Genomic DNA, 25607 nt, shown 5'->3' on the forward strand with positions numbered 1-25607 from the left:
AGTTCCAGTGGGTTTAGAAAAAATTAATATGCCCCAGCTTGGTGAGAGTGTTACTGAAGGAACAATTAGTACATGGCTCGTCCAGCCGGGTGACAAAGTTAACAAATATGATCCAATTGCTGAAGTCATGACCGACAAAGTAAATGCAGAAGTCCCATCTTCCTTTACTGGAGTCATCAAAGAGCTAGTTGCACAGGAAGGCGATACTATTGAAGTTGGCGATTTAATGTGTCATATAGAGGTTGAAGGAGCAGGTTCAGAGTCCAAGCCAGAAGCACCGACACCGAAACATGAACCTCCGGAAGAAACAACGAAGGAAAAAGAGCCATCCAAAACTGAAAAAGATAGTAAACCGAAGCAGGATAAAGGAAACAAGAAACGCTATTCACCTGCAGTTATGACTCTTGCTCAGGACCATGATATTGACTTAAATCAAGTAGAAGGTTCTGGGCGCGGGGGCCGTATCACCCGTAAAGACATTGAGAAGATTATTGAAAGCGGAGAAATACCTACCGCAGATCAAGCTCCAGCACCTGAACCACAACAGCAAGAAACACCAGCACCGTCAGCTGATAAAACAGCTGCACCTTCAGCTAATGTGCAAGCGGGTGAAGGGGATGTCGAAATTCCTGTAACTGGTGTACGTAAAGCAATTGCAGCAAATATGGTGAAATCGAAAACGGAGATTCCTCATGCGTGGATGATGGTTGAAGTCGATGTCACCAATCTTGTAGAACTGCGTAACGCGAAGAAAAACAAGTTTAAACAGCAAGAGGGTTATAGCCTGACTTATTTTGCATTCTTCGTCAAAGCTGTCGCCCAAGCGTTAAAAGAATATCCTCAATTAAACAGTATGTGGGCAGGGGATAAAATTATCCAGAAGAAAGCGATTAACTTAAACATTGCTGTAGCTAAGGAAGATCAATTGTTTGTTCCAGTAATACGTGATGCAGACGAGAAAAGTATTAAAGGAATTGCCAAAGATATCACCGAGCTAGCCAATAAAGCTCGTCAAGGCAAACTGACATCTCAGGATATGGAAGGCGGTACCTTTACGGTAAACAACACCGGTTCATTTGGTTCTGTCCAATCGATGGGTGTAATTAACCATCCGCAAGCAGCTATTTTGCAAGTGGAGTCGATTGTGAAAAAACCTGTGTTCCAAAATGGAATGTTTGGGGCAAGAGATATGGTCAACTTGTGTCTTTCGCTTGACCACCGTGTACTTGATGGACTTGTCGCTGGGAATTTCCTTGCTCGTGTCAAAGAAATTCTTGAGAAAATGTCAGAAGAGAACACATCCATTTACTAATAAGAATTTCACTGCTTCTCACTACCGTGGGAAGCATTTTTTTATAAAACTATTCCCTATTCCAATTAAGCCTCCTTATTCTAAAGACTCAGTTTTAAGAATACTTTGAAACTTTGGTGAGATTGTTTCCGTTTTCTAGTTCCAGGAAAGGTGTTCGGCGAAATGGCTCGCTTTCCGCGGGGATGACGGCAAGCCTCCTCGTTCGCTATGCTCTCTGTGGGGTCTTGCCAGCCACTCCATTCCCGCAGGAGTCTCACCATTTCCCCTCTCACCTTGCTAGTTTTGGCGGAACGGAAACATATGCAAAAGTAGTAACTGTCTCTGGAGATTCACTTTGAAAGTATCCTGTCAGAATAGGATTTTAATGGCCTTCAAGATGCTTTCATTATAGAACTTCAATTAGCATCACTCTAATTACTGATACTAGGTGGGTTTGTGAGATTAATGACAGGTGGGATGGCTGGAAAATGACGAGACTCCCGTGGGAGAAGGACTTAGGCGAGACCCCACAGAGAGCGCAGCGAACGAGGAGGCTCGGCAGTTCACCCACAGGAAAGCGAGTTATTTTCCAGCCATCCCTTACCCTATTACAAATACAAACCTAAAATATCTCGAAATCGAGTATTCAAGTATTCTGCTATATAGTTGAATATTAGCAATTTAATACTTAGGAAGAACGAAGTTAACGTTTGAAAGGCATTGTAGAACTTGGTAAAATGTTCATTAGTACATCAAGTAAAGGAGCCATGCAGATGGATTTTAATATTTTCATGAATGATGTTGTCACACAAGCACGCGATGAAATCTCCAAAGCGGGATACACAGAACTTACTACGCCTGAAGAAGTTGATGAAGCCTTGAATAAAGAAGGCACAACTCTTGTTATGATCAACTCCGTTTGCGGTTGTGCAGGTGGAATTGCACGCCCGGCAGCTGCTCATGCAATTCATTACGATAAGCGCCCAGATCACTTAGTTACGGTTTTCGCTGGTCAAGACCGTGAGGCTACAAACCGTGCCAGAGAATACTTTGAAGGTTACCCACCTTCTTCCCCATCCTTTGCCCTCTTAAAAGATGGGAAAATCAAAACGATGGTTGAACGCCATGACATTGAAGGGTTCGAACCAATGGAAGTCATCGGGAAGCTTCAACGCAGTTTTGAAGAGTATTGCGAAGAAGTCTAGTACTTAGATATGCAGGGGATCTTTGTTAAGGCAAAGGTCCCTTTTTACGTTAAATATCATAGATAAACGAATAGTGAGGTGATTAGGCCGTGAAAATTGGATATCGAACAATAAAAACAGCAATAGGGACGCCTTTTGCCATTTGGATTGCCCAAATGCTTCAGTTGGATAACTTTGCTTCCGCGGGTATCCTGACAATCCTATGTATACAAATCACTAGAAAACGCTCTTTCCTATCGGCCTGGCACCGTTTTTCTGCCTGCTTAGTAGCCATGGTTTTTTCTTTTGTATTCTTCGAATTATTTGGCTACAACCCATTATCAATTGGATTAATGTTATTTGCATTTATTCCGGTTACCGTATGGTTAAAAATTACACCTGGAATCGTTACAAGTTCTGTTATCATTTTACACCTGTATGGTTCAGGCAACATCGGGTGGGATACGATATGGAACGAAATCCTTCTTATTATTGTTGGTATTGGTACAGCACTGCTCTTGAATTTATATATGCCAAGTTTAGAAAATAAGCTTGAAGAGTACCAGCAGGAAGTGGAGCACAATTTCTCAGTAATTTTACAAGAGCTCGCTAAATTTTTGAGAGAAGGAAACGATACGTGGACGGGGCAGGAGTTGACTTATACCTCAGACTTACTTGAAAAAGCAAAATCGTTATCGTTCAGAGATGTTGAAAACCATCTTCTCCGCACTCACAACAGGTATTATCATTATTTTCATATGAGGATGAAACAATTTGAACTGCTCGAGCGTATGCTCCCCCTTGTCAGCAGAATTACTGCAGATTATGAGCAGAGACACTCAATAGCAAGCTTTTTTGATGATTTGGCAGGAGCTGTCCATCCTGGGAATACGGCAGTTATTTACTTAAAGAAGCTAAAAGAATTAAAAGAAGAGTTTCGTCAAACCAGACTCCCTCAGTCTCGGGAAGAGTTTGAAGTGAGAGCAAGTCTCTTTCATTTGTTGAATGAAATCGAACAGTACCTGATCATAAAACGATCTTTCAAGAAAAGCGATGTATAGGCTTACTTTCAAAGGGGAAACTTGCACTAAAAGGAGTTTTCCATATGAAAATCCTTACACTTCTGTTTTTAATTGTTGGCTCATTTATGACCCCTCATGTCGCAGGTGAACCCGTCATTCTTGTGAATAAGACAACTCACGAAGTTACTCTGATAAAAAGTGGAAAAATCGTTTTTCACGCTAAAGCAGCCGTGGGAAAAACAAGAGAGCTAACTCCGGAGGGCCAATTCCGTATTAAAGTGAAAGCGAAGGATCCTTATTATAGAAAGAAAAATATCCCTGGAGGAGATCCGGAAAATCCTCTTGGCTCACGATGGATCGGCTTTGATGCAAGAGGTACAGATGGCAGGATCTACGGTATACATGGAACAAATCAGCCGAATTCGATTGGCAAGTCTGTCTCAGCAGGATGCATAAGATTAAAAAATCGTGATGTGGAAAAGCTTTTTGAGCTTGTTCCCTCAGGTTCAGATGTTCTAATTGTGAGCAGTAATCAAACGATAGAAGAATTGTATAAGCAGTGGGAGAAAGAAAAGTTGGAAGAATTACTTTCTCCTTCCACATAAAAAAAGCCGAGAGACTAAGATCTCTCGGCTTTTTACATGAAGTTGAAGCTATTTTTATAAGAAGAAACTTGCTCCAGCTAGGAGTGTGGAAAGGACCATAGAAATGATCATTAAATAAATGACTACTTTCATACGGCGCTCTCGTTTAGATCTTTTCTTCTTCATAGGTTGTTTTTGTTGTTTATTTGCGGCCAAGGTCAGAAACCTCCTTCTCAGTCAATCCTATTCACATTCTATCGAAAAAACTTCATTTGGACAAGGGAGCAAAATCAATTACAATATAATTGTGAATTCTACTAATTTTACAACAGGTAAGCGCTTTATTTCTGGTATGCTAGAAGGGGACCATACTGAAGGAGGCATTTTACACATGAGCCATTCATCTAACTATGACGAATCAAGAATAAATTGGGAAAAGGATGTTGAAAAGGCCACACGTCGTTTTCCAGAAAGAAAAGAAGCTTTTACTACAAGCTCAGACCTTTTCATAGAACGTCTTTATACTCCGAATCAAACCAATGAGAGTTACATAGAGGAAATTGGTTTTCCAGGCCAATATCCATATACAAGAGGGATTCAACCGACCATGTATCGCAGCCGTTATTGGACAATGCGTCAATATGCGGGATTTGGATCTGCTGAAGAGACTAATAAACGATTCCGCTATTTATTGAAACAAGGGCAAACAGGGCTATCGGTTGCTTTTGATCTACCAACCCAGATTGGCTACGACTCAGATGATCCTATGGCTGAAGGGGAAGTAGGTAAAGTCGGTGTTGCCATTGATTCTTTAAAAGATATGGAGCAGCTTTTTGATCAAATTCCTTTAGATCAGGTGAGTACGTCGATGACTATAAATGCCCCTGCATCGATCTTGCTTGCGATGTATATTGCTGTCGGTGAAAAACAAGGAGTGGCACCTGAGAAACTCACTGGTACCATTCAGAACGATATCTTAAAAGAATATATTGCCAGGGGCACATACATCTATCCTCCAAAACCTTCGATGCGCCTTATTACAGATATCTTTGCTTATTGCCAAGAAAACTTACCGAAATTTAATACAATCAGTATTTCTGGTTATCACATAAGAGAAGCTGGTTCAACGGCAGTGCAGGAAGTGGCGTTTACGATTGCCAATGGAATGGCTTATGTCGATGCCGCACTTGAAGCTGGTCTTGAAGTGGACCAATTTGCTCCACGTCTAGCTTTCTTCTTTAATGCTCATAATCAATTCTTCGAGGAGGCGGCAAAATTCAGAGCTGCAAGAAGGATGTGGGCGAAAATCATGAAGGAACATTATCAGGCTGAGAATCCTAAAAGCTGGAAATTACGATTCCATACCCAGACCGGAGGAAGTACCTTAACCGCTCAACAACCGGATAATAATATTGTACGAGTGACTTTGCAAGCGCTTGCTGCAGTTATGGGAGGTACTCAAAGTCTTCACACAAATTCAAGAGATGAAGCACTTGCGTTACCAACAGAAGACTCTGCAAGAATTGCCCTCCGGACTCAGCAGATTATCGCAAACGAAAGCGGAGTCGCAGACACAATCGATCCGTTAGCAGGGTCCTACTATGTGGAATCTTTAACCGATCAAATCGAAAAGGAAGCTAATCAATATATTGAACGAATCAAAGAGCTGGGTGGAGCGGTCCAGGCAGTGGAAGATGGGTATATGCAAAGAGAAATCCACAAAGCAGCCTATGACGCCCAAAAACGAATCGAATCACAAGAGGATATCATCGTTGGCTTAAATGAATATCAGCTCGAAGAAGAAATTAATGAAGATCTATTGCGAGTCGATGAAGAACTGGAAAAATCTCAGATCGAACAAACAAATAATGTAAGAGCTGCAAGAGATCAAGATAGAGTAAACCAGTCCTTACAACGATTGAAACAAGCAGCAAGTGTTTCAGAAAACGTTATGCCTTACATTGTTGATGCTGTGAAGGTGTATGCAACCGTCGGTGAAATCGCGAATGTATTACGCGATGAATTTGGCGAATATACCGGAATGTAAGAAAGGATGGAAAAGTGATGAAACCAATACGAGTACTCATAGCTAAGCCAGGATTAGACGGACACGACAGAGGAGCGTTAATCATCGCCCAGGCATTGCGAGACCACGGGATGGAAGTGATTTATACAGGCTTACGTCAATCGGCTGTTCAAATTGCAAGGGCTGCCATACAAGAAGACGTAGATGTCGTCGGCCTTTCCTCATTATCTGGTGCACATAAATCCTTATTTCCAAAAGTAGTTGAAGCGTTGCAAGAACAAGGCGCAGGAGATATCCCTGTAATCGGAGGAGGGGTAATTCCTGCAGAAGATATCCCTTATCTTGAAGAAAAAGGAGTTGCCAAAATTTTTACGAGTGGTTCTCCGACTGATGCCATCGCTGTCTACATTAAACAGTTAATTCATAAAGAAACTATCGATGCCCCTGCGAAGATTGCTCACATTGGCATCGCAGTTGAAAATATCGATCAAACCCTGCCCTTTTACCAGCATAGCTTAGGGTTATCGCTTGAAGCTGTCGAGGTTGTTGAATCTGAACAGGTGCGTGTCGCCTTTTTGAAAATCGGTGAAACAAAGCTTGAATTATTAGAACCTATTAGTGAAGCTTCTCCAATTCAATCGTTCTTAAGTAAAAGAGGAGAAGGAATTCACCATATTGCACTAGAAGTTGATGATATTCATCACCGATTAGAGCAATATAAACAACAAGGGATAAGACTGATCCATGAAGAACCTAAGGCAGGAGCTCATAACAGTCAAATAGCCTTCTTACATCCAAAGGCAGCCAATGGAGTATTGTTTGAACTGTGTCAGCCTGAGGGAAAGGAGTAATCGCATATGGACATTTTTGATAAAATTAATGAACTTTATGATAAACGTCGTCAAGTAGAACTTGGAGGCGGGGACGAACGCATCGACAAGCAGCATGAAAAAGGAAAGTGGACTGCCCGTGAACGCATCGATTATTTAGTGGATGAGGACAGCTTCATTGAGTTGAATCCATTCATCGAACATCGTCACGATGCCTTTGGGATGGACGACAAACAGGCACCAGGCGAAGGAGTAGTGACTGGATTTGGTAAAATTGGCGGAAGAGATATCTATTTATTTGCCCAGGACTTTACTGTTTATGGTGGAGCGTTAGGGGAAATGCATGCGAAGAAAATTGCCGCTGTTATGGATTTGGCGGTTAAAAATAGAACGCCTTTTATAGGATTGAATGATTCAGGCGGTGCGAGAATCCAGGAAGGTGTTTCCTCGCTGGATGGTTATGGTCAAGTCTTTTATCGGAATTCCATATATTCTGGGGTTATTCCTCAGATTTCAGTCATTATGGGGCCATGCGCAGGCGGAGCGGTCTACTCTCCTGCCATCACGGATTTTGTCATCATGGTAGAGAAAACCTCCCAAATGTTCATCACAGGGCCGAAGGTGATTGAGACAGTGACGGGTGAACAGATTTCTGCTGAGGACCTTGGCGGTGCACACGTACATAATACGTTAAGTGGAAATGCCCATTTGAAGACAGAAGATGAGGCGTCTGCGTTAGATGCCGTAAAAGACCTGGTTAGTTATCTTCCGCAAAGTAACATGGATCCAACTCCCGAAATTGAAGTGGAAGAAGAGGATGATTATAGACCGGACATTACAGATAAAATTCCTTTTGATCCTCTTCGCCCTTATGATGTAAGGGTCATCATTGATGAGGTAGTCGATCAGGACTCGTTTTTTGAAATTCATAAAGATTTTGCTAAAAACATTGTTGTTGGATTTGGGCGTTTAAAAGGAAAAACAATTGGACTTGTATGCAACCAGCCGAAATATATGGCAGGAGGGCTGGATATAGATTCCAGTGATAAAGCGTCCAGGTTTATTCGATTCTGTGACTCCTTCAATATTCCATTAATTACGTTTGAAGATGTTACAGGTTTCTTCCCCGGGATCAAACAAGAGCATGGAGGTATTATACGCCATGGCGCGAAAATCCTTTATGCATATTCTGAGGCAACTGTACCAAAGCTTACAATCATTACAAGGAAAGCTTACGGCGGAGCTTATGTCGCTCTAAATAGTAAGTCTATTGGAGCTGATCTTGTTTATGCCTGGCCTAACGCTGAAATAGCTGTTATGGGACCAGAAGGGGCTGCCAATATTATTTTTGCAAAAGAGATTAAAGAGAGTGCTAACCCCGAAGAAACTCGTCAACATAAGATTAATGAATACAGAGAACGTTTTGCTAATCCTTATGTAGCAGCGGGCTTAGGAATGGTTGACGATGTCATTGATCCACGGGAGACAAGGTCAACGTTAATTAAAGCGTTAGATATGCTGAAAAACAAGCAAGAAGACAGGCCATATAAAAAGCATGGGAATATTCCTCTCTAATTGACACGTCAGACTCATTCCGCTAACGTACTAAGGGGAATGTGTTTACATATGAAGGAGGATCACGAATGGGATCGATTAATAAAGAGCGTTTATTAGAAGAATTTTTAGAATTGGTTCAGGTCGACTCTGAAACCACTCAAGAAGAAAAAATTGCAGAGGTACTAAAAGAGAAGTTTGAAAGCCTGGGCCTTGAAGTGCTGGAGGACGACGCCAAGTCTATCACAGGGCACGGAGCAAATAATTTAATCTGTAATTTAAAAGGTACAAAAGAAGGTGCCGACACAATTTATTTTACCTCCCATATGGACACGGTCGTGCCAGGTAACGGGGTGAAACCAAGTGTGGAAGACGGTTATGTCGTAACAAATGGTTCCACCATTCTAGGAGCCGATGACAAAGCGGGACTAGCTGCGATTCTTGAAGCTATCCGTTCTATTAAAGAAAATGATGTTGACCACGGTGATTTACAGTTCATTATTACGGTTGGAGAAGAGAGCGGATTAGTCGGAGCCAAGGCGCTCGACAGCTCGCTTTTAAAGGCAAAATTTGGGTATGCGCTTGATAGTGATGGGAAAGTAGGAAATATCATCGTCGCTGCACCAACTCAAGCGAAATTGAATGCAGTCGTCAAAGGGAAGACTGCACATGCAGGCGTTGCGCCGGAAAAAGGAATTTCTGCTATTACACTAGCATCTAAAGCAATCGCGAAGATGCCGCTAGGCCGGATCGATGATGAAACCACAGCAAATATCGGTCGATTTGAAGGCGGTCAAAAAACAAACATCGTTTGTGACCATGTAGAAATTTTAGCTGAAGCTCGCTCTCTTGTTCCAGAAAAAATGGAAGATCAAGTGGAAAAAATGAAGAAAGCTTTTTACGAAACAGCCGAAGAAATGGGCGGCGAAGTTGAACTTGATGTGGAAGTGATGTATCCAGGGTTTAAACAAAAAGCTGGGGACGAAGTAGTCGAAGTTGCCAGATCTGCTGCTAAAAAAATAGGACGTGACAGTGAACTATTGACGAGCGGAGGCGGAAGCGATGCAAACATTATCGCAGGTTATGGTATTCCGACCGTTAATTTGGCTGTAGGTTATGAGGATATTCATACGACGAATGAGCGTATGCCAGTTGCTGAGCTTGAAAAAGTAGCAGAACTCGTGACAGCCATTATAAAAGAAGTAGCTGAATAATTAAAAACGCCTCCGAAATCGGAGGCGTTTTTACGTGGTTTTACAGCTCTATCCAAACAGAAATATTATAAATTATGGTATAATAGAAGAACAAGAGTTCGTAGAAAAGGAAGGATTGCTGTGTCAAGATGGTATCCTAAAAATGGTCGGGTCATTTTTCATGTTGATATGAATAGTTTCTATGCTTCAGTCGAAATGGCATTCGATCCCTCTTTAAAAGGTAAACCGCTAGCTATTGCAGGAAATCCTGAAGAAAGAAGAGGAATTGTTGTCACAAGCAGTTACGAAGCAAGAAAATACGGTGTAAAAACAACCATGCCCGTGGGAGAAGCAAAAAGACTTTGTCCAGACCTTATTGTTATGAGGCCCAATTTTGAAAGGTATCGAACCGCATCTAAGGAAATGTTTAAGATCTTATCAGATGTGACTTCTAACGTACAGCCTGTCTCCATTGATGAAGGGTATATGGATATTACAAAATGTGAGAATCAAGGTTCACCCCCTGACATTGCGGAGCAGATTCAAAAACGTATTTATGAAGAACTTGACCTTCCATGCAGTATTGGAATTGCTCCAAACAAATTTTTAGCTAAAATGGCATCAGACATGAAAAAGCCGATGGGCATAACCATTCTTAGATTAAGGGATATAGAGAAGAAGCTCTGGCCTCTGCCGATTGAAGAAATGTATGGAGTTGGTTCAAAAACAGCTGACAAGCTTAAAAAAATTCATATTCAAACCATTGGAGATTTAGCGAATCACCCTGTTCTTGAGCTAAAGCAGCTGCTTGGAATTAACGGAGAGCGACTACAGAATCGAGCAAATGGACTGGATCAAAGACCTGTTGATCCTGATGCTGTTCATGAATTTAAAAGCATCGGTACTTCAACGACCCTTCCGCATGACACTACTGAAGACACAGAAGTACGAGCGGTGTTACGAAGGCTTTCGAACAAAGTGGAAGCTCGAATGAAAAATAAAAAAGTAGTAGCAAGAAATGTACAATTAATGATCCGCTATCACGACCGGAAAACCGTAACTAGAAGTCGTCAACTGAAAGAGTTCATTCACACTTCCGACGACTTGTTCACTGCAGCCATTCAGTTATTCGATCAGCATTGGAGCCAGGATCCAGTAAGGCTTTTAGGAGTCACTGCTTCAGACCTTGCCGAACAATCGGAAGTGACCCAGCAGCTTGATTTATTCAATTACAAAGAACATGCGGATAAAGAAAAGCTTTATAAAGCAATTGACGACTTAACTGATAAGTATGGGGAAAACCCATTTAAAGCAATTTCAGTCCCCTCTGAAGGGAACGTGACCACCAGTTTTCAAAAAGATTTCCTAGATGATTATAAAAAAGAATAGCTGCTTCTCTTTTTCTCATACTAAAGAAGAAGGGAGGCAGTTTTTTTATGGGTAAAGATCGTCAAGAGAAGAAGCTAAAAAGGTCAGGAAAAGTTCAGTCTGATAGGGACCAAAGCTTAAGTCACCATGGTGCTACTGCCATGGAAGGACCCGAACCAGCGAGAAAACGCAGATAAATTTATATAGAGGAGAGATTCCATGTCTTCAAGACGAATGGGACCAAAGCAGAAAAAATCCCCGAATTTGCCTAAGGGACCTCAACAAGAATACGGGGATCCAATGGCAGGTTCCCATAAAGTAAAGCAAGCGAATCATTCACGAGACAAACAAAAATCTTCTCACGATATGTAATTGAGGGCGGCCTTGGCCGTCTTCTTTTTCTGTTAGAACAATTTTATTGTGTTGTGACGCTAATCGACGTATAGCGAACACTTTTGTTCAGATTACACTCAAAAAGATATGGAATGTTTTTCTTCTTTTGACACATACTACTGTAGATCAGAATTTGGGATAAAAGGAGCAGGGCAATGAGCTATGAACTTATCTATAGATTAATTTTGCTTGTTACCATTTTATATATCGTCTTTGTTGTGCTTCAGACGAAGGGGAGTCCTGTGAAGTACTTTCGATTACGATATTTCATTAATAATGAACCAGTTATTATTATGACCAATGGACGAATCCTCGAAAAGGAATTGAGAAAAGTACGCTACAATGTAGATGAACTTGTTTCTCAGTTGAGAAAGAAAGATGTATTTCATTTGAGTGAGGTAGAGAGCGCGATTCTTGAGACTGATGGGAGTTTAAGTGTAATGAAAAAAACTAACCTTACCCATTCTTCATTCAGAAATCCGTTAAATGATAAATCTGTAAGAGAACATCCACAAATTGTAGTCATTGAGGGTAATATTCTTGATTTTAGTCTAAAAGTAATCGGGAAGGATAAGCGGTGGTTGACTCGAACCCTTCGAAAGAATGGGATTGATAATATATCGAATGTCATGATTGCGCAAGTGGACCCCGTGGGAAATTTCTATATTGACACTAAAACAGACCTTGTTTCTTTTACATCTGACGAATAAACTCATACTTTTTTTATTTCTTCTCATACTAAAAATGAGGAGGGGATCTTATGACAGACCGTATTATTGCCGTTCGAAAAAACGGGCAAGGAAGTATTAAAGAGATGAAGTTGTCTTCTGGCCAAGTGGTCGATTATCACAAAGCCCATGAAATGGCTCAAAATGGTCAATTAGAGCATGTTCAGTTGATCAACGGCAAGGATGGTGAACTCCATCTGCGAAGTGTACCGGATGGAGATCCTACGAATAACTTGGATAACCTTCCTTCCTTCTAACCTTTAACCCGGGAATTTCCCGGGTTTTTATATTTTCTAGGATATATAATATGAAATAAAATCATAAATTTATTTCAAAAAATGATTGAAGAAAATAAAGAGGTGGTGTAAACTTAAAATGAAATATATTAATTGTTTTATTTCATAACTTACAAATGGAGATGATTTCATTGGCTATTATCGTTAATGATGTGAACAAAACTTATGTTAGTGGAGAGGTAACGATTCATGCACTTAGAAATGCATCACTAAAGGTGTCTGACCATAAATTTGTCACCATACTAGGACCATCTGGCTCAGGTAAGTCAACATTACTGAATGTAATTGGAGGAATTGACCGCTTTGAATCTGGTACGATCCAAGTATCAAGTCAGGAATTATCCTCTATGAAAGACTCCGCCCTTACTGAATTCAGAAGAAATTATGCAGGATTTATTTTTCAGCAGTATAATTTAATTCCAACTTTGACGGTAGAAGAGAACATTGAGGTTGGACGTGAATTGAGCAAAAATCCGCTTGACATGAAGGATACATTAGAAAAAGTAGGAATGTTTGACAAGAAAGATAAGTTTCCATACCAGCTAAGTGGTGGAGAGCAACAAAGGGTTGCGATTGCAAGAGCTTTAATTAAAAATCCGGAATTTTTATTATGTGATGAACCGACAGGAGCCTTGGATGAAGATACTGGAAAGAAAATCCTGAGCCTTCTCAAGTTTGTCAATGAAACATATGGAACAACAGTGTTAATCATTACCCACAATCAGGGGATCGGAGAAATGGCTCATAGTGTTATTAAAATGAGCAGTGGAGAAATTGTGGAGACTTATGATAATGAATTTCCGATCGAACCAGAGCAGGTGACGTGGGCATGATCCTCAGAAAATCCATATCAAGAACAATGAAAGATAAGAAGTTTCAATATGCAGGAGTTATTACTCTTTTATTGTTAGCTGTCATGCTTTATGTATCTTTATCAATGGCAATTAGTACGCTGGAAGAACGTAATGAACACTTTTCAAAAAAGTATAAACAAGAGACCTTTCATTTTGTTACGGGAGAGAATGTATCTGAATCCCAATTAAAAACATGGGAAGAAAACTATACAGTAACACTAGAGAAGCGAAGCTATCAGGATGTCAGGATCAATGGGGATAAGACGCTTCGTTTGTTTGAACCGACCGATCAAGTAAATCTCCCTTATATTTCCTCTGGCACGATGCCAAACCAGCTTGGTGAGATAGCATTGTCCAAAGTTTTTGCTCAGAAGAATGGGTATGAGATCGGTGATCGAATTAAGCTTAACGGAGTGAATGCGGAGGTATCAGGATTTGTGTATCTTCCGGACTACATTTATATGGTTGAGCGGCAAACAGATATCCTTAGCGATGCAGAGAAGTTTGGTATAGGAGTGTCTACAAAAGAAACGCTAGGTGAAATGGAAGGATCCCAACAATCTCAAGTTCTTGGAATAAGCTCTGACGGGAAAGTACCTGAAGGGCTTCGAAAGGGAATTAATAAACAAACTTCTCTTCTTAAGTTCATCAGTCGTGAGGAAAATGCGAGAATCCAATTTGTCGAGAGCGAAATTGAAGGCGCTAAGACGATGATTACTACACTTCCTTTATTCATCCTTGCCCTTTCTGTAGTAATGGTACTTATGCTGTTAAAGAGACGCATGGATATGCAACGAAAAGAAATTGGTACGCTGATGGCCCTTGGATATCGAAAGGGTGAATTGATGCGCCATTATTTAGGTTATGCTTGGGTAACGGGCCTAACAGGGACGATACTGGGTATACTTGCTGGGGGAGGATTATCCATTCCACTTTCCAACCTATATGCGAATTATTTTAACTTGCCTCAGATTTCCATGTTCGATTTTGATCCCTGGGTACTGGTGATCGGTTTCTTGATTCCTATTACTCTTATTCTAACCTTAACCGCTCTTGTTATCACACGTTCACTCAGTACAGACCCATTGACATTGCTTCGACCCAAAGAAATAGCGACCGGTAAGAAGTCCTGGATAGAGAGAATCCCATGGTTTATTAAGGGAGGGTTCTTCAGAAGATTTAAATTGCGCCTAATGGCAAGAAGCAAGGCGAGAAGCTTATACATCTTCCTTGGTGTTATGTTTTCAACCGTGCTTTTGTTATTTGGTTTAATCACCTTTAACTCGATGGACCGTTTAGTAGAAACAACTTATAAAGAGATCCAAACGTATGAATATGCGGTACACTTTAATGCTCTGCAAACAGATCAGCCCAGTGAAGAGGGCAGCCCTTTTACAATGAATGAAGTTACGGTTGTTAAAGAGGACAAAGAAGAGAAAATAAATCTTTATGGGATCGTCCCAGAGACCGAACAGCTTCAGCTTTCTAATCATGAGGGAATGCTCCTAAATGGCCAATTGACTGATGGGGCTATCATCTCTCAACCGCTGGCAGCTGTATTTAATGTCGAGTCAGGCGACCGTTTAGTTTTAACGAACGCTCTAAATGAAAAAGAAATGGAGACAGAAATTGCTGGTATCGCTGATGTATTCATTGGAAGCAGTATGTATTTGCCTAAAGAAAGGGTAAACGAATTTTTAGGATTTCCTCAAGGAAGCTATACAGCCGTGTGGCAGGATAAAGCCCCGAAAGAAAGTGAAAATGTGTTCATGATCGAAGATAAGCAGAAAGTGATCGAAAGTTTTGAATCGACTTCAGGTGCAACGAGGTATTCCGTAATTGCAATGTCCGTCATTGCTATCTTGATCGGTGTCATAGTACTTACATTACTGACCAATTTAATAGTGGAAGAAAACTCTCCTTCAATATCCTTATTCAAAGTAATGGGGTACCAAGATAAAGAGGTTTCAAGGCTCATTTTGAGTATTTACACACCAGTTGTTTTAATTTCTTATTTTCTATCCATTCCTCTTGGTGGTCTAGCCCTCGAGCAGACCATGAACAGCTTAGTTGAAGAGACGGGGTTTTTATTGCCTACGGACATTACATGGTGGATGGTGGTAATAGGATTTGGAGTCATTATTCTGACCTACTGGATTTCACTATATTTTTCAAAACGTAAACTGAAGCAAGTGTCTTTGCAAGAGGCCTTAAAAAAACAACAGGATTAAATAAGTCCCTATCACATTTTCGTGATAGGGACTTACTTAATTGTCTAGTAAATGATTTGTTTGGAAAACTAATGGTGGTGTCTGAGACTTTGTTTATAAAAAGCTATTTATACTCCATTGCTTGTCTTACATTCCCTCGATGCATTTGTACTTTTGTTCTTTAGCCAATGACTCTTTTTATGATGGCAAGTCCGAAGGAGGAGCCAGGGTAACGAAAGTTCTGATCGAATTTTGTTGTTTGCTTAGTAATACTTTTCTCATGGGTAAATGTATAAAAGCTTGATTCTCCATGGTAGCTTCCTATTCCGCTTTCCCCAACACCTCCGAATGGCAGATGGGGATTGATGATATGATAGAGGGTGTCATTGATACAGCCCCCACCATAAGAAATCGATTGTGTAATTTCCTTTTGGTCTTGTTCGTTTTCCCCAAAGTAATACAGGGCAAGCGGCTTAGGACGTTGATTCACTTGCTCGGTGACCTCATGTAAGGTGTCATAGGTAAGGACGGGAAGTATAGGACCGAAAATCTCATCTTTCATGACAGGGTCTGACCAGGACACTTGATCAAGGATGGTTGGTTCAATCATCAGTTTTTTCTCATCCAGACCTCCACCAACTACGACGGTTCCATCTTCCAAGTAAGCAGAAACGCGATCGAAATGTTGACGGTTAACGATTTTTACGTAATCAGAGTTCTCCAATGGAGATTCTCCATAAAATTGATGAATGTATTCTTTCATTTTTTTTATCAACGAGGCTTTAACCTCGTGGTGCACGAATAAATAGTCAGGCGCAATACATGTCTGGCCGGCGTTTGTATATTTTCCCCAAACGATTCGTTTGGCCGCTAAATCTATATTGGCATCCTTATGAACGATCGCAGGACTCTTTCCGCCTAACTCTAAGGTAACAGGGATCAGTCGTTTACTCGCTTTTTCCATAATAATTTTTCCTACTGGGACACTGCCTGTAAAGAATACGTAATCGAGGGGCTGGTCCAGCAAATCCTGGGTCACCTCTTTATCCCCTTCAATTACAGCTAGATAGTGTGGAGAGAAGTACTGTTCGACCATTTTCTTGAGTACCCATGAAACTGTTGGTGTCAATTCAGAAGGTTTGATAATTACGGTATTTCCAGCAGCTAGAGCTCCAATGACAGGAGCGAGCGCTAATTGAATAGGATAGTTCCAGGGAGCAATGACAAGCACCGTTCCATAGGGTTCTTTTTGAATATAATTCTTTGAGCCGGTATGGGTGAGAGGGGTCTTTACTTTTTTTGGTGCCATCCATTGTTTCAAATGCTTAAGATGGTGATCAATTTCTGTTTTAAGAAAGGCGATCTCCGCAACGTAAGCTTCGAATTCAGATTTATTAAGATCGAATTTAAGGGCATTGATGATCGGTTTTTCAAAAGTTGTCAACATTTTTTTAAGGCGTTTCAACTGCTCCTTTCTAAATTCATAGCTTCTAGTATGACCTTCCTTGAACCATTCCTTTTGCTGCTGGACGATAGTATTCACAATGTTTACCTCCTTAATTAGTTGCGCTTAATTTGGTATTGAAAAAAGTCATGTGCGATCTTTGTGTTTTCAAATACTTCACGAGCTTCTTCTTCTAGTTGTCTTATGGATTCTCCTTGATATCTTGATGAGATATGAGTGAGAATTAATTCCTTTACCTCTGCATCCTTTGCAAGCGTAGCTGCCTGCTTGACGGTCGAGTGGTAATAATCGTAAGCCATTTGCGTTTCATCACTTGCGAAAGTACCTTCATGGACAAGAACATCAGCTCCATATATAGGTTCTTTTAAAGCTGATATGTAGCGTGTATCTCCGAGAATGGCTATTTTTCGTCCCTTTTTAGGAGGTCCGATGACTTCATCACGCTGAATCACTCGTCCATCGGAAAGCCGAGTTTGAGATTGATTTTTAATTTTTTGATAAATGGGTCCTGGCTTAATTCCAAGCGCTTTCAATTTTTCAGGTTGAAGCTCCCCAAGTTTATCTTTTTCCTTAAGAATATATCCATAACTTTCAAGGCCGTGTTTCAATGAAACCGCCTCTACAATGAACTGTTCATCTTCAAAGAGAAGACCTTCTTCAACTTCTTCCACATAGAGAGGATATCGTAAATGAGTGCCGCTCAACCGCAGGCTGATATCAATATATTCTTTCAAACCTCTTGGTCCATAAACCGTTACGGGTGATTCTCCACCTTGAAAGGACCGGCTGCTGAGCAAACCGGGCAGTCCATAAATGTGATCCCCATGTAAATGAGTGATAAAAATAACTTCGATTCGTCTTGGTCTAATTGTTGTATTTAATATTTGGTGCTGTGTCCCTTCTCCGCAATCAAATACCCATGTTGTACCTCGCTCTTCCAGCATACGGAGTACAAGGGAGGAAACATTGCGTTCTTTGGAAGGGACACCGGATCCAGTGCCTAAAAAAAACAGTTCCATTAAGAACAACCTCCTAATATTCCCATCATACCATCAGACAGCTTTGAAGGCACTTCATAAGAAAAAACTGCCGAGTTCTTCTCGACAGTTCATCTTTAATGTATTGGTCCTATCAATTACCAGGCTCTTGTGTATTGTCTTGGTCCTTCCAGTTCATAGCCAAGTTCATCGGCAGCTTGCTTAGGCCAATAAGGATTTCTTAATAAAGCCCGAGCAAGAAATACTAAATCTGCCCGATCATTTTGTAAAATTTCTTCAGCTTGATTTCCGCTGGTGATCAGTCCTACTGCTCCTGTAGCAATATTAACTCTTTCTTTGATTTGCTCTGCGTATTTGACTTGATACCCGGGGTAGGGTTCAATTGCGGCGGGTACAACACCACCAGAGCTTACATCAATCAAATCTACACCTTGAGCTTTCATCTCTTGTGCAAAATATACGAAATCATCTATGGAATTCCCATCATCATTGTACTCCGCTCCTGAGATACGGACAAACAAAGGTCCCTCCCATACTTCATATACAGCTTCAATGGTTTCCCTTAAGAATCGATAGCGGTTTTCTCTGGAACCCCCATAATTATCGTTTCGTTTGTTGGTCAACGGGGATAGAAATTGATTGATAAGATAGCCATGAGCTGCATGTAATTCGATGATATCGAATCCTGCTTGTTTAGATCGTTCCGCTGCATGCTTAAATGCAGTGACAGTTTGAGAAATGTCTCTTTCCGACATTTCCGTTGGGACCTTAGATACTTCATTAAAGGCAAGGGCACTTGGGGCAAATATCTCATCACGCAAATTTGCTTTCCGACCAGCATGGACTAATTGAATGGCCGCTTTTGCATCGTGACGATGAATAGCGTCTGTTACTTTAAGTAGACCCTCCACGTGAGAATCCTCCCAGATACCAAGGTCCTCATGGGAAATACGCCCCTCAGGAAGCACAGAAGTGGCTTCAGTCATAATAAGGCCCACCTGTCCAGCTGCACGGCTTTCATAATGAGCAAAATGGAAAGGTTGAATATGGCCATCCTGTTCATGGGAGGAGTACATGCACATTGGCGACATGACAATGCGATTCTTTAAAGTTATGTTCTTAATTGTATAAGGTGAAAAGAGTTTATGTTTCAAGTTCAGTCCTCCTCGGTGTCTTTAAAGTTCTGCTTCAGCTCTTTTAGAGAGTAGTGACTACCTCTCCACATAATCCCTCCGCGAACCCAAGTAAGGATCAGGGCCCTTCCTAACATATAGATAAATAACAAAATGAAGAAGGGTAATCCAACAATTATCCATCTTGAGTAGGTAGTAAGGTATTTTGTAGTTAAAGCATATAAATAAAATAACAAAATGACGTTCACTGCGCTAATTATTTGTACTTTTGGAAAAGAACTGAAGAGAAACAAAAAGGGAAGGACTTGCGAAATAATGACCCCTGCCATGGCGGTCAAAGCCCTCAGAATTGAATAATTTAATCCAGCAAAAGCATTTTTTTCAAAACCCCTGAGAGCAGCAGCTAAACTGGGATACCATTCTACGGATAGGCTTTTAAGAGCTGTAACAAGTCGCTGGTTATACCCACTTTTCTTTACTCTCATCCCAAGAGCAAGGTCGTCATCTGGACGTAACCGAATACTGTAATGACCACCTACACTTTGGTAACATTCTCTAGTCATCAATTGGAAGGCACCGATCCCCATTCCACCTTTGTTTTTCGTATTGTTTGCTGTCCAGGGTCTTTTAAGGTATCCGAATCCAAAAAGGAAGAAGGAAATCAACCCTTTTAAAGGGACGGATTGGGCTTCAAGGTTTGGTGCAGCCGTAAGGTGATCCGCTTTTTCTTTTTTCATATAGGTGATGGCCTTAGAAATTATGTCAGGAGAAAAATGAATATCTGCACCTGTAAAAAGGAGATAGTTCCCTGACGTGATTTTGGCTCCTTGCCAAAGGGCATGGGTCTTTCCGAGCCATCCCTCCGGTAAGCTTTCAATATGAATACAATTCATTTGATTGTATTTATTCGAAAGTTTTTGAAGAATCGTTCCTGTATCGTCATTAGAACGATCATTAACCGCGATAATTTCTAATTCCACCTGCTTTTGATTGACTAAGGACTCTATCGTTTGTTGAATCGAAGCTTCTTCATCTTTTGCGGCTAGGATCACAGATATAACCTCGCTGGAACGTTCAGGTAATACATTTTCGATGGAAGTGATTTTACGAAAGCCTCTAATAAAATCAAGGAGGATAATGAACCAAAAAATGGATAGAATGAATAACAGCCAAAACATAAAAGATTATCCTTTACTCCGTTTATTTATGATAAAGATCTATATTCTATGGCTTGATGAGGGACATCGGTAATCAGTCCATCGATTTCGAGCTTGAAACACTTTTTCATCATGGATGGCCGATTTACTGTATAAATGCGTAAATCCAGTCTTTCTCTTCGGCACTTTTTAACGAGCTTTTTATCAAGCAGGCGATGTTTGACATGAAGGCCGTCTGCCCCCATGGATTTTGCATAATCAGGGAGGTTTCTTATTTTTGTTGATGTGAGAAATGCAGTCTTGATGGAAGGGTTGATGTCTTTTAATCTAGTAATGCTATTTGAATTGAAGCTGGAAATGACAGTACGATCAAGAACGCCCTTACTTTTTAAAGATTCATATACGATAGCTTCTATATCTTTATACTCTATGACGTTCGTTTTAAGTTCTGCATTTAGAAACATACCCTGATCTCTAAACCACACTAGAAATTCGTCCAGTGATACAATAGAAGAATCAGAAAACTTAGGATTAAACCAGCTGCCGGCATCAAGAAGACGCAGTTCAGAGTATGTATAATCTTGTACAAATCCTGTGCCATTTGTAGTTCTTCTTAAGTTTTCATCATGAATAAGTACGGGGACTTGATCTTTGGTGAGTTGAACATCGGTTTCAATTCCTTCGGCTCCTGCTGATGCAGCTAGTTTAAAAGCGTTCATTGTATTTTCTGGTGCCAGCTTGCTTGCGCCTCTGTGGGCGTAGATCAGAGTTTTTCCCAAAACATTCACCTCTTAATCCATATGGACTTGAGTTTGATTGTGTTAGATAATACAGAAAAAGTCAATAAGGAGTGTGGCTCATGGGTCAATGGCAGACAAAAGATCAACTGACTGATTTATTATGTTCGCTAGTAGAATATCCTAGTATTACTGGCAGTAACGCTGAGATAGCGATCATGGAATACTTATATTATATTTTAGAAGACTGCAATTATTATAAAAAACACCCCGAACACTTGAATCTCTATCCTCTTGAGGATGGGCGGCAGCTATTGACTGCATTAGTGAAAAAGGATTCGAAAAAAGATACTATCGTGCTAATTGCCCACGCAGATGTAGTCGGAGTGGAGGATTATGGATCTTATGAGAACCTGGCTTTTTATCCAAAAGAACTTACTCAGGAACTTCATAAGAATATTGACGATTTGCCAAGAGGAGCATCAAAGGATCTTTTAACTGGAGACTGGCTTTTCGGCAGAGGGACAATGGATATGAAAGCTGGGCTTACGATTCATCTATCACTTCTTGAAAAAGCGATGGAAGGTCAATTCGATGGAAACTTGCTTCTCGTAGCGGTTCCGGATGAGGAAGTAAACTCTGAAGGTATGCTCGCAGCTCTCCCTGCGCTATCAGAAATTAAAGATAAGCACGAACTCACTTATAAGGCAGCTTTCAACGGGGAGCCGATGTTCAGTAAGTATCCTGGTGACCCTGCATATTACTTATATACAGGTTCAATCGGCAAAACTCTCCCAGGTTTTTTATGTTATGGAAAAGAGACCCACGCAGGTGAACCATTTTCCGGACTTAATGCGAATTTAATGGTGAGTTATCTCGCACAGGAAATGGAGCTGAACGAAGCTTTTATCGAACAAGTGAATGATGAGAGAACTCCTCCTCCAAGCAGTTTGATGCAACGTGATTTAAAATTTGAATATTCTGTGCAGACTCCGCAAGCTGCCGTTGCCATGTACAACGTCCTATATATGAAGCAAACCATTGATGAACTGAATGAAAAACTGTTAAATGCAGCTCAGCGCGCCCGGGCGAAAATTATTAACCATTATCATCATCAGGCTTCTTTTTATTTAAAAGGGACTCAAACGTCAACTTACTCTCCTGACATTCGAATCTTCACTTACGAACAATTGTACAAAGAGGCGGTTAAACGATATGGAGAGAAAGAGGTGGCTCGAAGACAGAATCGACTGATTTATCAACGTGACCAAGGAGATAGGGACTTCTCTACAACACTTGTTCAAAGCTTAGCAAGTCTTTGTAAAGACATCAGTCCGATGATTGTGTTGTTTTATAGTCCTCCATTTTATCCAGCTGTATCCTCTCATCACGATCCGATGATTCAAGAAATAGCTAAAGTAGCAATGGATTATGCAAAACAACAGTATAATGTGGATTTGGAAGAGGTTGAGTACTTTCCAGGCTTATCAGATCTCAGTTTTATCGGCCCCGTATCAGCAAAGTCCCCGATTGATGATTTGCTTAAGCAAATGCCGCTTCAGGGAAATGGATTCGAGCTGCCGACTAAAGTAATGGAAACCCTTGCCATGCCGATTATCAATATCGGCCCCGTCGGCAGAGATCCACATCAATGGACGGAGAGACTTGAATTAACCTATAGCTTTGAGCATCTGCCTAAAATTTTAACTAAAACGATTGATTACTTCTTTGAAATGTAGGCAATGTGAACTCTCATGATGGACCTTTTCCTTTAATGAAACAATGGTTAGCAGGTTTTTTTAAATCTATTGCTAAAAAAATTGTCCGGGAGCTTCCCGGACAATTTTACATTTATGAATTTGGTTCATAGAAGAAGCCAGCGTCTGGCCCAATCGGTGCTCCGGTAAGCATCCAAATCAATAGCATGATTACCCATACAACGAAAAAGCCGATAGAGTACGGAAGCATAGTTGAAATTAATGTCCCGATACCAACTTTACGGTCGTATTTTTGAGCAAATGCAATAACGATTGCAAAGTAAGGCATGAGTGGTGAAATGATATTAGTCGTTGAGTCAGCAATTCGATACGCCAATGTTGTTAACTCCGGAGAGTATCCAAGCTGCATCATAAGCGGTACGAATACTGGCGCCATAATTGCCCATTTTGCTGAAGAGCTTCCGATAAATAAATTGATGAAAGCTGCGACGAAAATAAAGGCGATAATAAGGCCAATGCCAGTAAATCCGATCGAATCCAGAAACTCCGCACCAGACACGGCGATCACTTTCCCAAGATTCGTATGATTGAAATAAGCGACAAACTGTCCTGCAGTAAACGCAAGTACAATATAGATTCCCATAGATGCCATCGTGTCAGACATCTGGTTGGCTACATCCTTGTCATCCTTGATTTCCTTCGTAATCTTCCCATAAACATAACCCGGTATAAAGAACATGATCAAAATAACCGGTACCAGACTATGGAAGAATGGGGAGTTCAAGAAGTCCTCTGGGTCTCGTAACGGCCCCCAGGAAGGGAGAATTAATAGTGACAATAGTCCAAGCGTAAGGATGAAGGCGATTAACGCGCCCCACATTCCTTTTTTCTCAAGCTTAGTCAGATAGTTGACTTCCTCATCAACATCTCCTTTATAAGTGCCAAGTCTTGGTTCAACCAGTTTATCGGTGATTAGAGTACCGACAATCGTTAGTACAAATACAGAGACGATCATGAAATAATAGTTCATCGTGTATTTTATGGTTTCAGCATAAGCAGGATCAATCGTTGCAGCAGCTTGTTTAGTCAAGTCGCCCAGAAGCGGATCCAATGAAGTTAGCAGCAAGTTCGCGCTGAAACCAGCGGATACACCCGCAAAGGCTGCAGCCAAACCAGCTAGCGGATGGCGTCCAAGCCCAGCGAATAGAACTGCTCCAAGTGGGGTCAATACGACATAACCAGCGTCTGCAGCCATGCTTGACATAATTCCTCCAAATACAAGTGCAGCAGTCATGAATGAACGAGGTACGGATGTCACCAGGCCGCGGAGCATGGCACTAATTAATCCTGAACGTTCAGCAATTCCGATACCAAGCATAGTTACAAGAACCGTTCCTAATGGGGCGAACCCAACAAAGTTCTCAACCATACTCTCAAAAATATATTTGATTCCCTCACTTGAAAGAAGGTTTACTACTTGGAGTGTTTCACCGCTAGCAGGGTCTTCAACTTCGACACCTAACGAGGAAAATACCCAAGATGCTACGATAACGAGTAAGGCAAATATTGCGAAAAGCGTAACCGGATGCGGCAGTTTGTTTCCGACTCTCTCAATCCAGTCAAGAGCCCGCATCGTCAAGCCTCTCTTTTCTTGATGTTCCATGTTTTTCCTCCTTGCAATTCAAGGTTTTCTATATTTCTATCAATTTTACAATAACGCGTTAAAGTATATAAAATTAGGAATTAGTTTTAAAGTCTTTTGGAAAAAGTCCCACTAGGAAGATAATTTAGAAAAGATTTAAATTTACGAGGATTGATACATCGGATAGGATTTCCAGAAAAACCATGCTACAATTAAATAAATGAATGATCATTCAGTGTGGAGGACTTTACTATGAAAACAATGAAGGATACGGTTATTCAACTTACTTTGCCCACGCCTTATGCCGTGGGAGATGTACACTCGTACTTATTGAAAGGTGACCGGCTGACGTTGGTGGATGCTGGTGTGAAAACCGAAGCAGCCTGGGAAATGCTTGTGCATCAACTAGATGATTACGGATACACACCCGAAGATATTGAACAAGTAGTTTTAACTCATCACCATCCGGACCATATGGGCCTTGTGGAAATTTTACCAAACATAAATAGTGTTGCTGCTCACCGAAAACTTCGACCATGGATCGAGCGAGATGAAACGTTTTTTACTAGGTATGAGTTGTTTTTCCATGAAATGTACGTGGAAGCTGGCGTTCCAGAGAAGTATTTTACAATATTAAATTCTTTAAAAAAACCATTGAAATGGATAGCTAAAGGATCGTTGGACATTGAACTTGAGGAGGGAGATACAATTCCAGGGCATGAAGAGTGGGTCACGGTCGAAACACCAGGTCATGCACAAAGTCACATATCTTTTTATCGAAAGGCGGATGGAGCTTTTATTGGTGGAGATCACTTGCTTGCTCACATATCGTCTAATCCGTTGTTGGAGCCGGCTTTCTGTGAAGATGAGGAGCGCCCACGCCCCTTGCTGCAATACCGGGCGTCAATGGAAAAGTTATTGGATATGAAAATCGGAATCGTTTATCCTGGGCATGGAAAGACTTTTGAAGGTGCCCATGCGTTGATCTGCAGTCGATTGAAAAAGCAAGAAGAACGTGCACAGAAAGTACTGAATATGTTTGGGGACAAGTCTTTAAGTGCATATGATGTATGTAAACAACTTTTTCCTAAACACATAGAAACCCAATTTGGTTTAACCATGTCGGAAACGATGGGTCAGTTGGACTATTTAGAACATCAGAGAAAATTACTCTATTATTATGAAGGTAAACGAAAATTATATTATGTAAACAGGTGATGCTTA

At 40.9% G+C, this 25607-nt stretch carries 25 protein-coding genes; 18 read left to right on the forward strand and 7 right to left on the reverse strand.

The features are described 5' to 3' along the window. The first annotated feature begins 7 nt into the window (after positions 1-7). The 5 genes from ACRYKC_RS13945 (at position 8) to ACRYKC_RS13965 (ending at position 4102) form a co-directional block, all read left to right on the forward strand. Positions 8-1312, forward strand: coding sequence for a dihydrolipoamide acetyltransferase family protein (locus tag ACRYKC_RS13945; RefSeq protein ID WP_433807356.1), 1305 nt, complete (start codon positions 8-10; stop codon positions 1310-1312). 182 nt (positions 1313-1494) lie between these two features. Then, a complete protein-coding gene (locus ACRYKC_RS13950; protein ID WP_433807358.1) occupies positions 1495-1650 on the forward strand; it encodes a hypothetical protein in 156 nt (51 codons plus the stop codon). Positions 1651-2058: 408 nt separating this feature from the next. Beyond that, entirely contained in the window at positions 2059-2496 is a 438-nt protein-coding gene (locus ACRYKC_RS13955) for a BrxA/BrxB family bacilliredoxin (RefSeq protein ID WP_085031918.1), read from the forward strand. A gap of 89 nt (positions 2497-2585) precedes the next feature. Next, positions 2586-3536 carry an aromatic acid exporter family protein gene (locus ACRYKC_RS13960; protein ID WP_433807360.1) on the forward strand — a complete coding sequence of 317 codons (951 nt, stop codon included), beginning with the start codon at positions 2586-2588 and terminating at the stop codon, positions 3534-3536. Between the two features lie 44 nt (positions 3537-3580). Further along, positions 3581-4102 (forward strand): L,D-transpeptidase, encoded by a 522-nt coding sequence (locus ACRYKC_RS13965; RefSeq protein WP_433807362.1) that lies wholly within the window; start codon positions 3581-3583, stop codon positions 4100-4102. A gap of 54 nt (positions 4103-4156) precedes the next feature. On the opposite strand, the gene prli42 is transcribed toward ACRYKC_RS13965, so the two are convergent. After that, positions 4157-4297, reverse strand: a complete 141-nt coding sequence (gene prli42, locus ACRYKC_RS13970; RefSeq protein WP_433807364.1) for a stressosome-associated protein Prli42 — start codon at positions 4295-4297, stop codon at positions 4157-4159. 175 nt (positions 4298-4472) lie between these two features. Between prli42 and ACRYKC_RS13975 the strand changes: the two genes are divergently transcribed. The 11 genes from ACRYKC_RS13975 to ACRYKC_RS14025 all read left to right on the forward strand — a co-directional run bounded on the left by ACRYKC_RS13975 (position 4473) and on the right by ACRYKC_RS14025 (position 15554). After that, positions 4473-6128 (forward strand): acyl-CoA mutase large subunit family protein, encoded by a 1656-nt coding sequence (locus ACRYKC_RS13975; protein ID WP_433807366.1) that lies wholly within the window; start codon positions 4473-4475, stop codon positions 6126-6128. A gap of 17 nt (positions 6129-6145) precedes the next feature. Next, a complete protein-coding gene (mce, locus tag ACRYKC_RS13980) occupies positions 6146-6958 on the forward strand; it encodes a methylmalonyl-CoA epimerase (protein ID WP_433807368.1) in 813 nt (270 codons plus the stop codon). 6 nt (positions 6959-6964) lie between these two features. Then, positions 6965-8512 (forward strand): acyl-CoA carboxylase subunit beta, encoded by a 1548-nt coding sequence (locus ACRYKC_RS13985; RefSeq protein ID WP_433807370.1) that lies wholly within the window; start codon positions 6965-6967, stop codon positions 8510-8512. 68 nt (positions 8513-8580) lie between these two features. Continuing rightward, positions 8581-9705: a M20/M25/M40 family metallo-hydrolase gene (locus tag ACRYKC_RS13990; RefSeq protein ID WP_433807372.1), complete on the forward strand. Its 1125-nt coding sequence runs from the start codon at positions 8581-8583 to the stop codon at positions 9703-9705. A gap of 120 nt (positions 9706-9825) precedes the next feature. Beyond that, positions 9826-11073 carry a DNA polymerase IV gene (locus tag ACRYKC_RS13995; RefSeq protein WP_433807374.1) on the forward strand — a complete coding sequence of 416 codons (1248 nt, stop codon included), beginning with the start codon at positions 9826-9828 and terminating at the stop codon, positions 11071-11073. 47 nt (positions 11074-11120) lie between these two features. Continuing rightward, a complete protein-coding gene (locus ACRYKC_RS14000) occupies positions 11121-11249 on the forward strand; it encodes a YpzI family protein (RefSeq protein WP_433807376.1) in 129 nt (42 codons plus the stop codon). 22 nt (positions 11250-11271) lie between these two features. After that, complete coding sequence (locus ACRYKC_RS14005) at positions 11272-11424, forward strand: small acid-soluble spore protein P (RefSeq protein ID WP_433807378.1); 153 nt, start codon at positions 11272-11274, stop codon at positions 11422-11424. Positions 11425-11600: 176 nt separating this feature from the next. Next, a complete protein-coding gene (locus ACRYKC_RS14010) occupies positions 11601-12155 on the forward strand; it encodes a DUF421 domain-containing protein (protein ID WP_433807380.1) in 555 nt (184 codons plus the stop codon). A gap of 50 nt (positions 12156-12205) precedes the next feature. Next, positions 12206-12430, forward strand: coding sequence for a DUF3892 domain-containing protein (locus ACRYKC_RS14015; protein WP_433807382.1), 225 nt, complete (start codon positions 12206-12208; stop codon positions 12428-12430). Positions 12431-12591: 161 nt separating this feature from the next. Beyond that, positions 12592-13302, forward strand: a complete 711-nt coding sequence (locus tag ACRYKC_RS14020; RefSeq protein WP_433807476.1) for an ABC transporter ATP-binding protein — start codon at positions 12592-12594, stop codon at positions 13300-13302. Positions 13303-13328: 26 nt separating this feature from the next. Then, complete coding sequence (locus ACRYKC_RS14025; protein ID WP_433807384.1) at positions 13329-15554, forward strand: ABC transporter permease; 2226 nt, start codon at positions 13329-13331, stop codon at positions 15552-15554. A gap of 160 nt (positions 15555-15714) precedes the next feature. On the opposite strand, the gene ACRYKC_RS14030 is transcribed toward ACRYKC_RS14025, so the two are convergent. The 5 genes from ACRYKC_RS14030 to ACRYKC_RS14050 all read right to left on the reverse strand — a co-directional run bounded on the left by ACRYKC_RS14030 (position 15715) and on the right by ACRYKC_RS14050 (position 21074). After that, positions 15715-17076 (reverse strand): aldehyde dehydrogenase, encoded by a 1362-nt coding sequence (locus ACRYKC_RS14030; protein ID WP_433807386.1) that lies wholly within the window; start codon positions 17074-17076, stop codon positions 15715-15717. 17 nt (positions 17077-17093) lie between these two features. Beyond that, complete coding sequence (gene rnz / locus ACRYKC_RS14035) at positions 17094-18017, reverse strand: ribonuclease Z (protein ID WP_433807388.1); 924 nt, start codon at positions 18015-18017, stop codon at positions 17094-17096. 116 nt (positions 18018-18133) lie between these two features. Further along, the gene (namA, locus tag ACRYKC_RS14040) at positions 18134-19150 is read right to left on the reverse strand and encodes an NADPH dehydrogenase NamA (RefSeq protein ID WP_433807390.1); all 1017 of its coding nucleotides are present in this window, start codon (positions 19148-19150) and stop codon (positions 18134-18136) included. Positions 19151-19152: 2 nt separating this feature from the next. Beyond that, positions 19153-20307, reverse strand: coding sequence for a glycosyltransferase family 2 protein (locus ACRYKC_RS14045; RefSeq protein ID WP_433807392.1), 1155 nt, complete (start codon positions 20305-20307; stop codon positions 19153-19155). Between the two features lie 26 nt (positions 20308-20333). Continuing rightward, positions 20334-21074, reverse strand: a complete 741-nt coding sequence (locus ACRYKC_RS14050; RefSeq protein WP_433807394.1) for a glycerophosphodiester phosphodiesterase — start codon at positions 21072-21074, stop codon at positions 20334-20336. A 71-nt stretch (positions 21075-21145) separates the two neighbouring features. Here ACRYKC_RS14050 and ACRYKC_RS14055 point away from each other — a divergent pair, with 71 nt between their 5' ends. Next, the gene (locus ACRYKC_RS14055) at positions 21146-22762 is read left to right on the forward strand and encodes a M20/M25/M40 family metallo-hydrolase (RefSeq protein ID WP_433807396.1); all 1617 of its coding nucleotides are present in this window, start codon (positions 21146-21148) and stop codon (positions 22760-22762) included. Between the two features lie 112 nt (positions 22763-22874). Here ACRYKC_RS14055 and ACRYKC_RS14060 read toward each other — a convergent pair whose 3' ends face one another. After that, positions 22875-24404, reverse strand: a complete 1530-nt coding sequence (locus tag ACRYKC_RS14060) for an AbgT family transporter (RefSeq protein ID WP_433807398.1) — start codon at positions 24402-24404, stop codon at positions 22875-22877. A 231-nt stretch (positions 24405-24635) separates the two neighbouring features. On the opposite strand from ACRYKC_RS14060, the gene ACRYKC_RS14065 reads away from it, so the two are divergent. Beyond that, positions 24636-25601, forward strand: coding sequence for an MBL fold metallo-hydrolase (locus tag ACRYKC_RS14065; protein WP_433807400.1), 966 nt, complete (start codon positions 24636-24638; stop codon positions 25599-25601). The last annotated feature ends 6 nt before the right edge of the window (positions 25602-25607 follow it).

The sequence above is a fragment of the Halobacillus sp. A1-3 genome (genome assembly GCF_050971765.1).
In the GTDB taxonomy this organism is placed as follows: domain Bacteria; phylum Bacillota; class Bacilli; order Bacillales; family Halobacillaceae; genus Halobacillus; species Halobacillus mangrovi_B.

Coding starts and splice junctions, on each gene's coding strand:
- ACRYKC_RS14055 (WP_433807396.1), top strand. CDS start 21,146: ATGGGTCAATGGCAGACAAAAGATCAACTGACTGATTTATTATGTTCG.
- ACRYKC_RS14010 (WP_433807380.1), top strand. CDS start 11,601: ATGAGCTATGAACTTATCTATAGATTAATTTTGCTTGTTACCATTTTA.
- ACRYKC_RS14025 (WP_433807384.1), top strand. CDS start 13,329: ATGAAAGATAAGAAGTTTCAATATGCAGGAGTTATTACTCTTTTATTG.
- ACRYKC_RS13975 (WP_433807366.1), top strand. CDS start 4,473: ATGAGCCATTCATCTAACTATGACGAATCAAGAATAAATTGGGAAAAG.
- ACRYKC_RS14000 (WP_433807376.1), top strand. CDS start 11,121: ATGGGTAAAGATCGTCAAGAGAAGAAGCTAAAAAGGTCAGGAAAAGTT.
- ACRYKC_RS13985 (WP_433807370.1), top strand. CDS start 6,965: ATGGACATTTTTGATAAAATTAATGAACTTTATGATAAACGTCGTCAA.
- ACRYKC_RS13990 (WP_433807372.1), top strand. CDS start 8,581: ATGGGATCGATTAATAAAGAGCGTTTATTAGAAGAATTTTTAGAATTG.
- ACRYKC_RS14065 (WP_433807400.1), top strand. CDS start 24,636: ATGAAAACAATGAAGGATACGGTTATTCAACTTACTTTGCCCACGCCT.
- ACRYKC_RS14020 (WP_433807476.1), top strand. CDS start 12,592: ATGATTTCATTGGCTATTATCGTTAATGATGTGAACAAAACTTATGTT.
- rnz (WP_433807388.1), bottom strand. CDS start 18,017: ATGGAACTGTTTTTTTTAGGCACTGGATCCGGTGTCCCTTCCAAAGAA.
- ACRYKC_RS13965 (WP_433807362.1), top strand. CDS start 3,581: ATGAAAATCCTTACACTTCTGTTTTTAATTGTTGGCTCATTTATGACC.
- ACRYKC_RS14060 (WP_433807398.1), bottom strand. CDS start 24,404: ATGGAACATCAAGAAAAGAGAGGCTTGACGATGCGGGCTCTTGACTGG.
- ACRYKC_RS14045 (WP_433807392.1), bottom strand. CDS start 20,307: ATGTTTTGGCTGTTATTCATTCTATCCATTTTTTGGTTCATTATCCTC.
- ACRYKC_RS14005 (WP_433807378.1), top strand. CDS start 11,272: ATGTCTTCAAGACGAATGGGACCAAAGCAGAAAAAATCCCCGAATTTG.
- ACRYKC_RS13950 (WP_433807358.1), top strand. CDS start 1,495: ATGACGGCAAGCCTCCTCGTTCGCTATGCTCTCTGTGGGGTCTTGCCA.
- ACRYKC_RS13955 (WP_085031918.1), top strand. CDS start 2,059: ATGCAGATGGATTTTAATATTTTCATGAATGATGTTGTCACACAAGCA.
- mce (WP_433807368.1), top strand. CDS start 6,146: ATGAAACCAATACGAGTACTCATAGCTAAGCCAGGATTAGACGGACAC.
- ACRYKC_RS14015 (WP_433807382.1), top strand. CDS start 12,206: ATGACAGACCGTATTATTGCCGTTCGAAAAAACGGGCAAGGAAGTATT.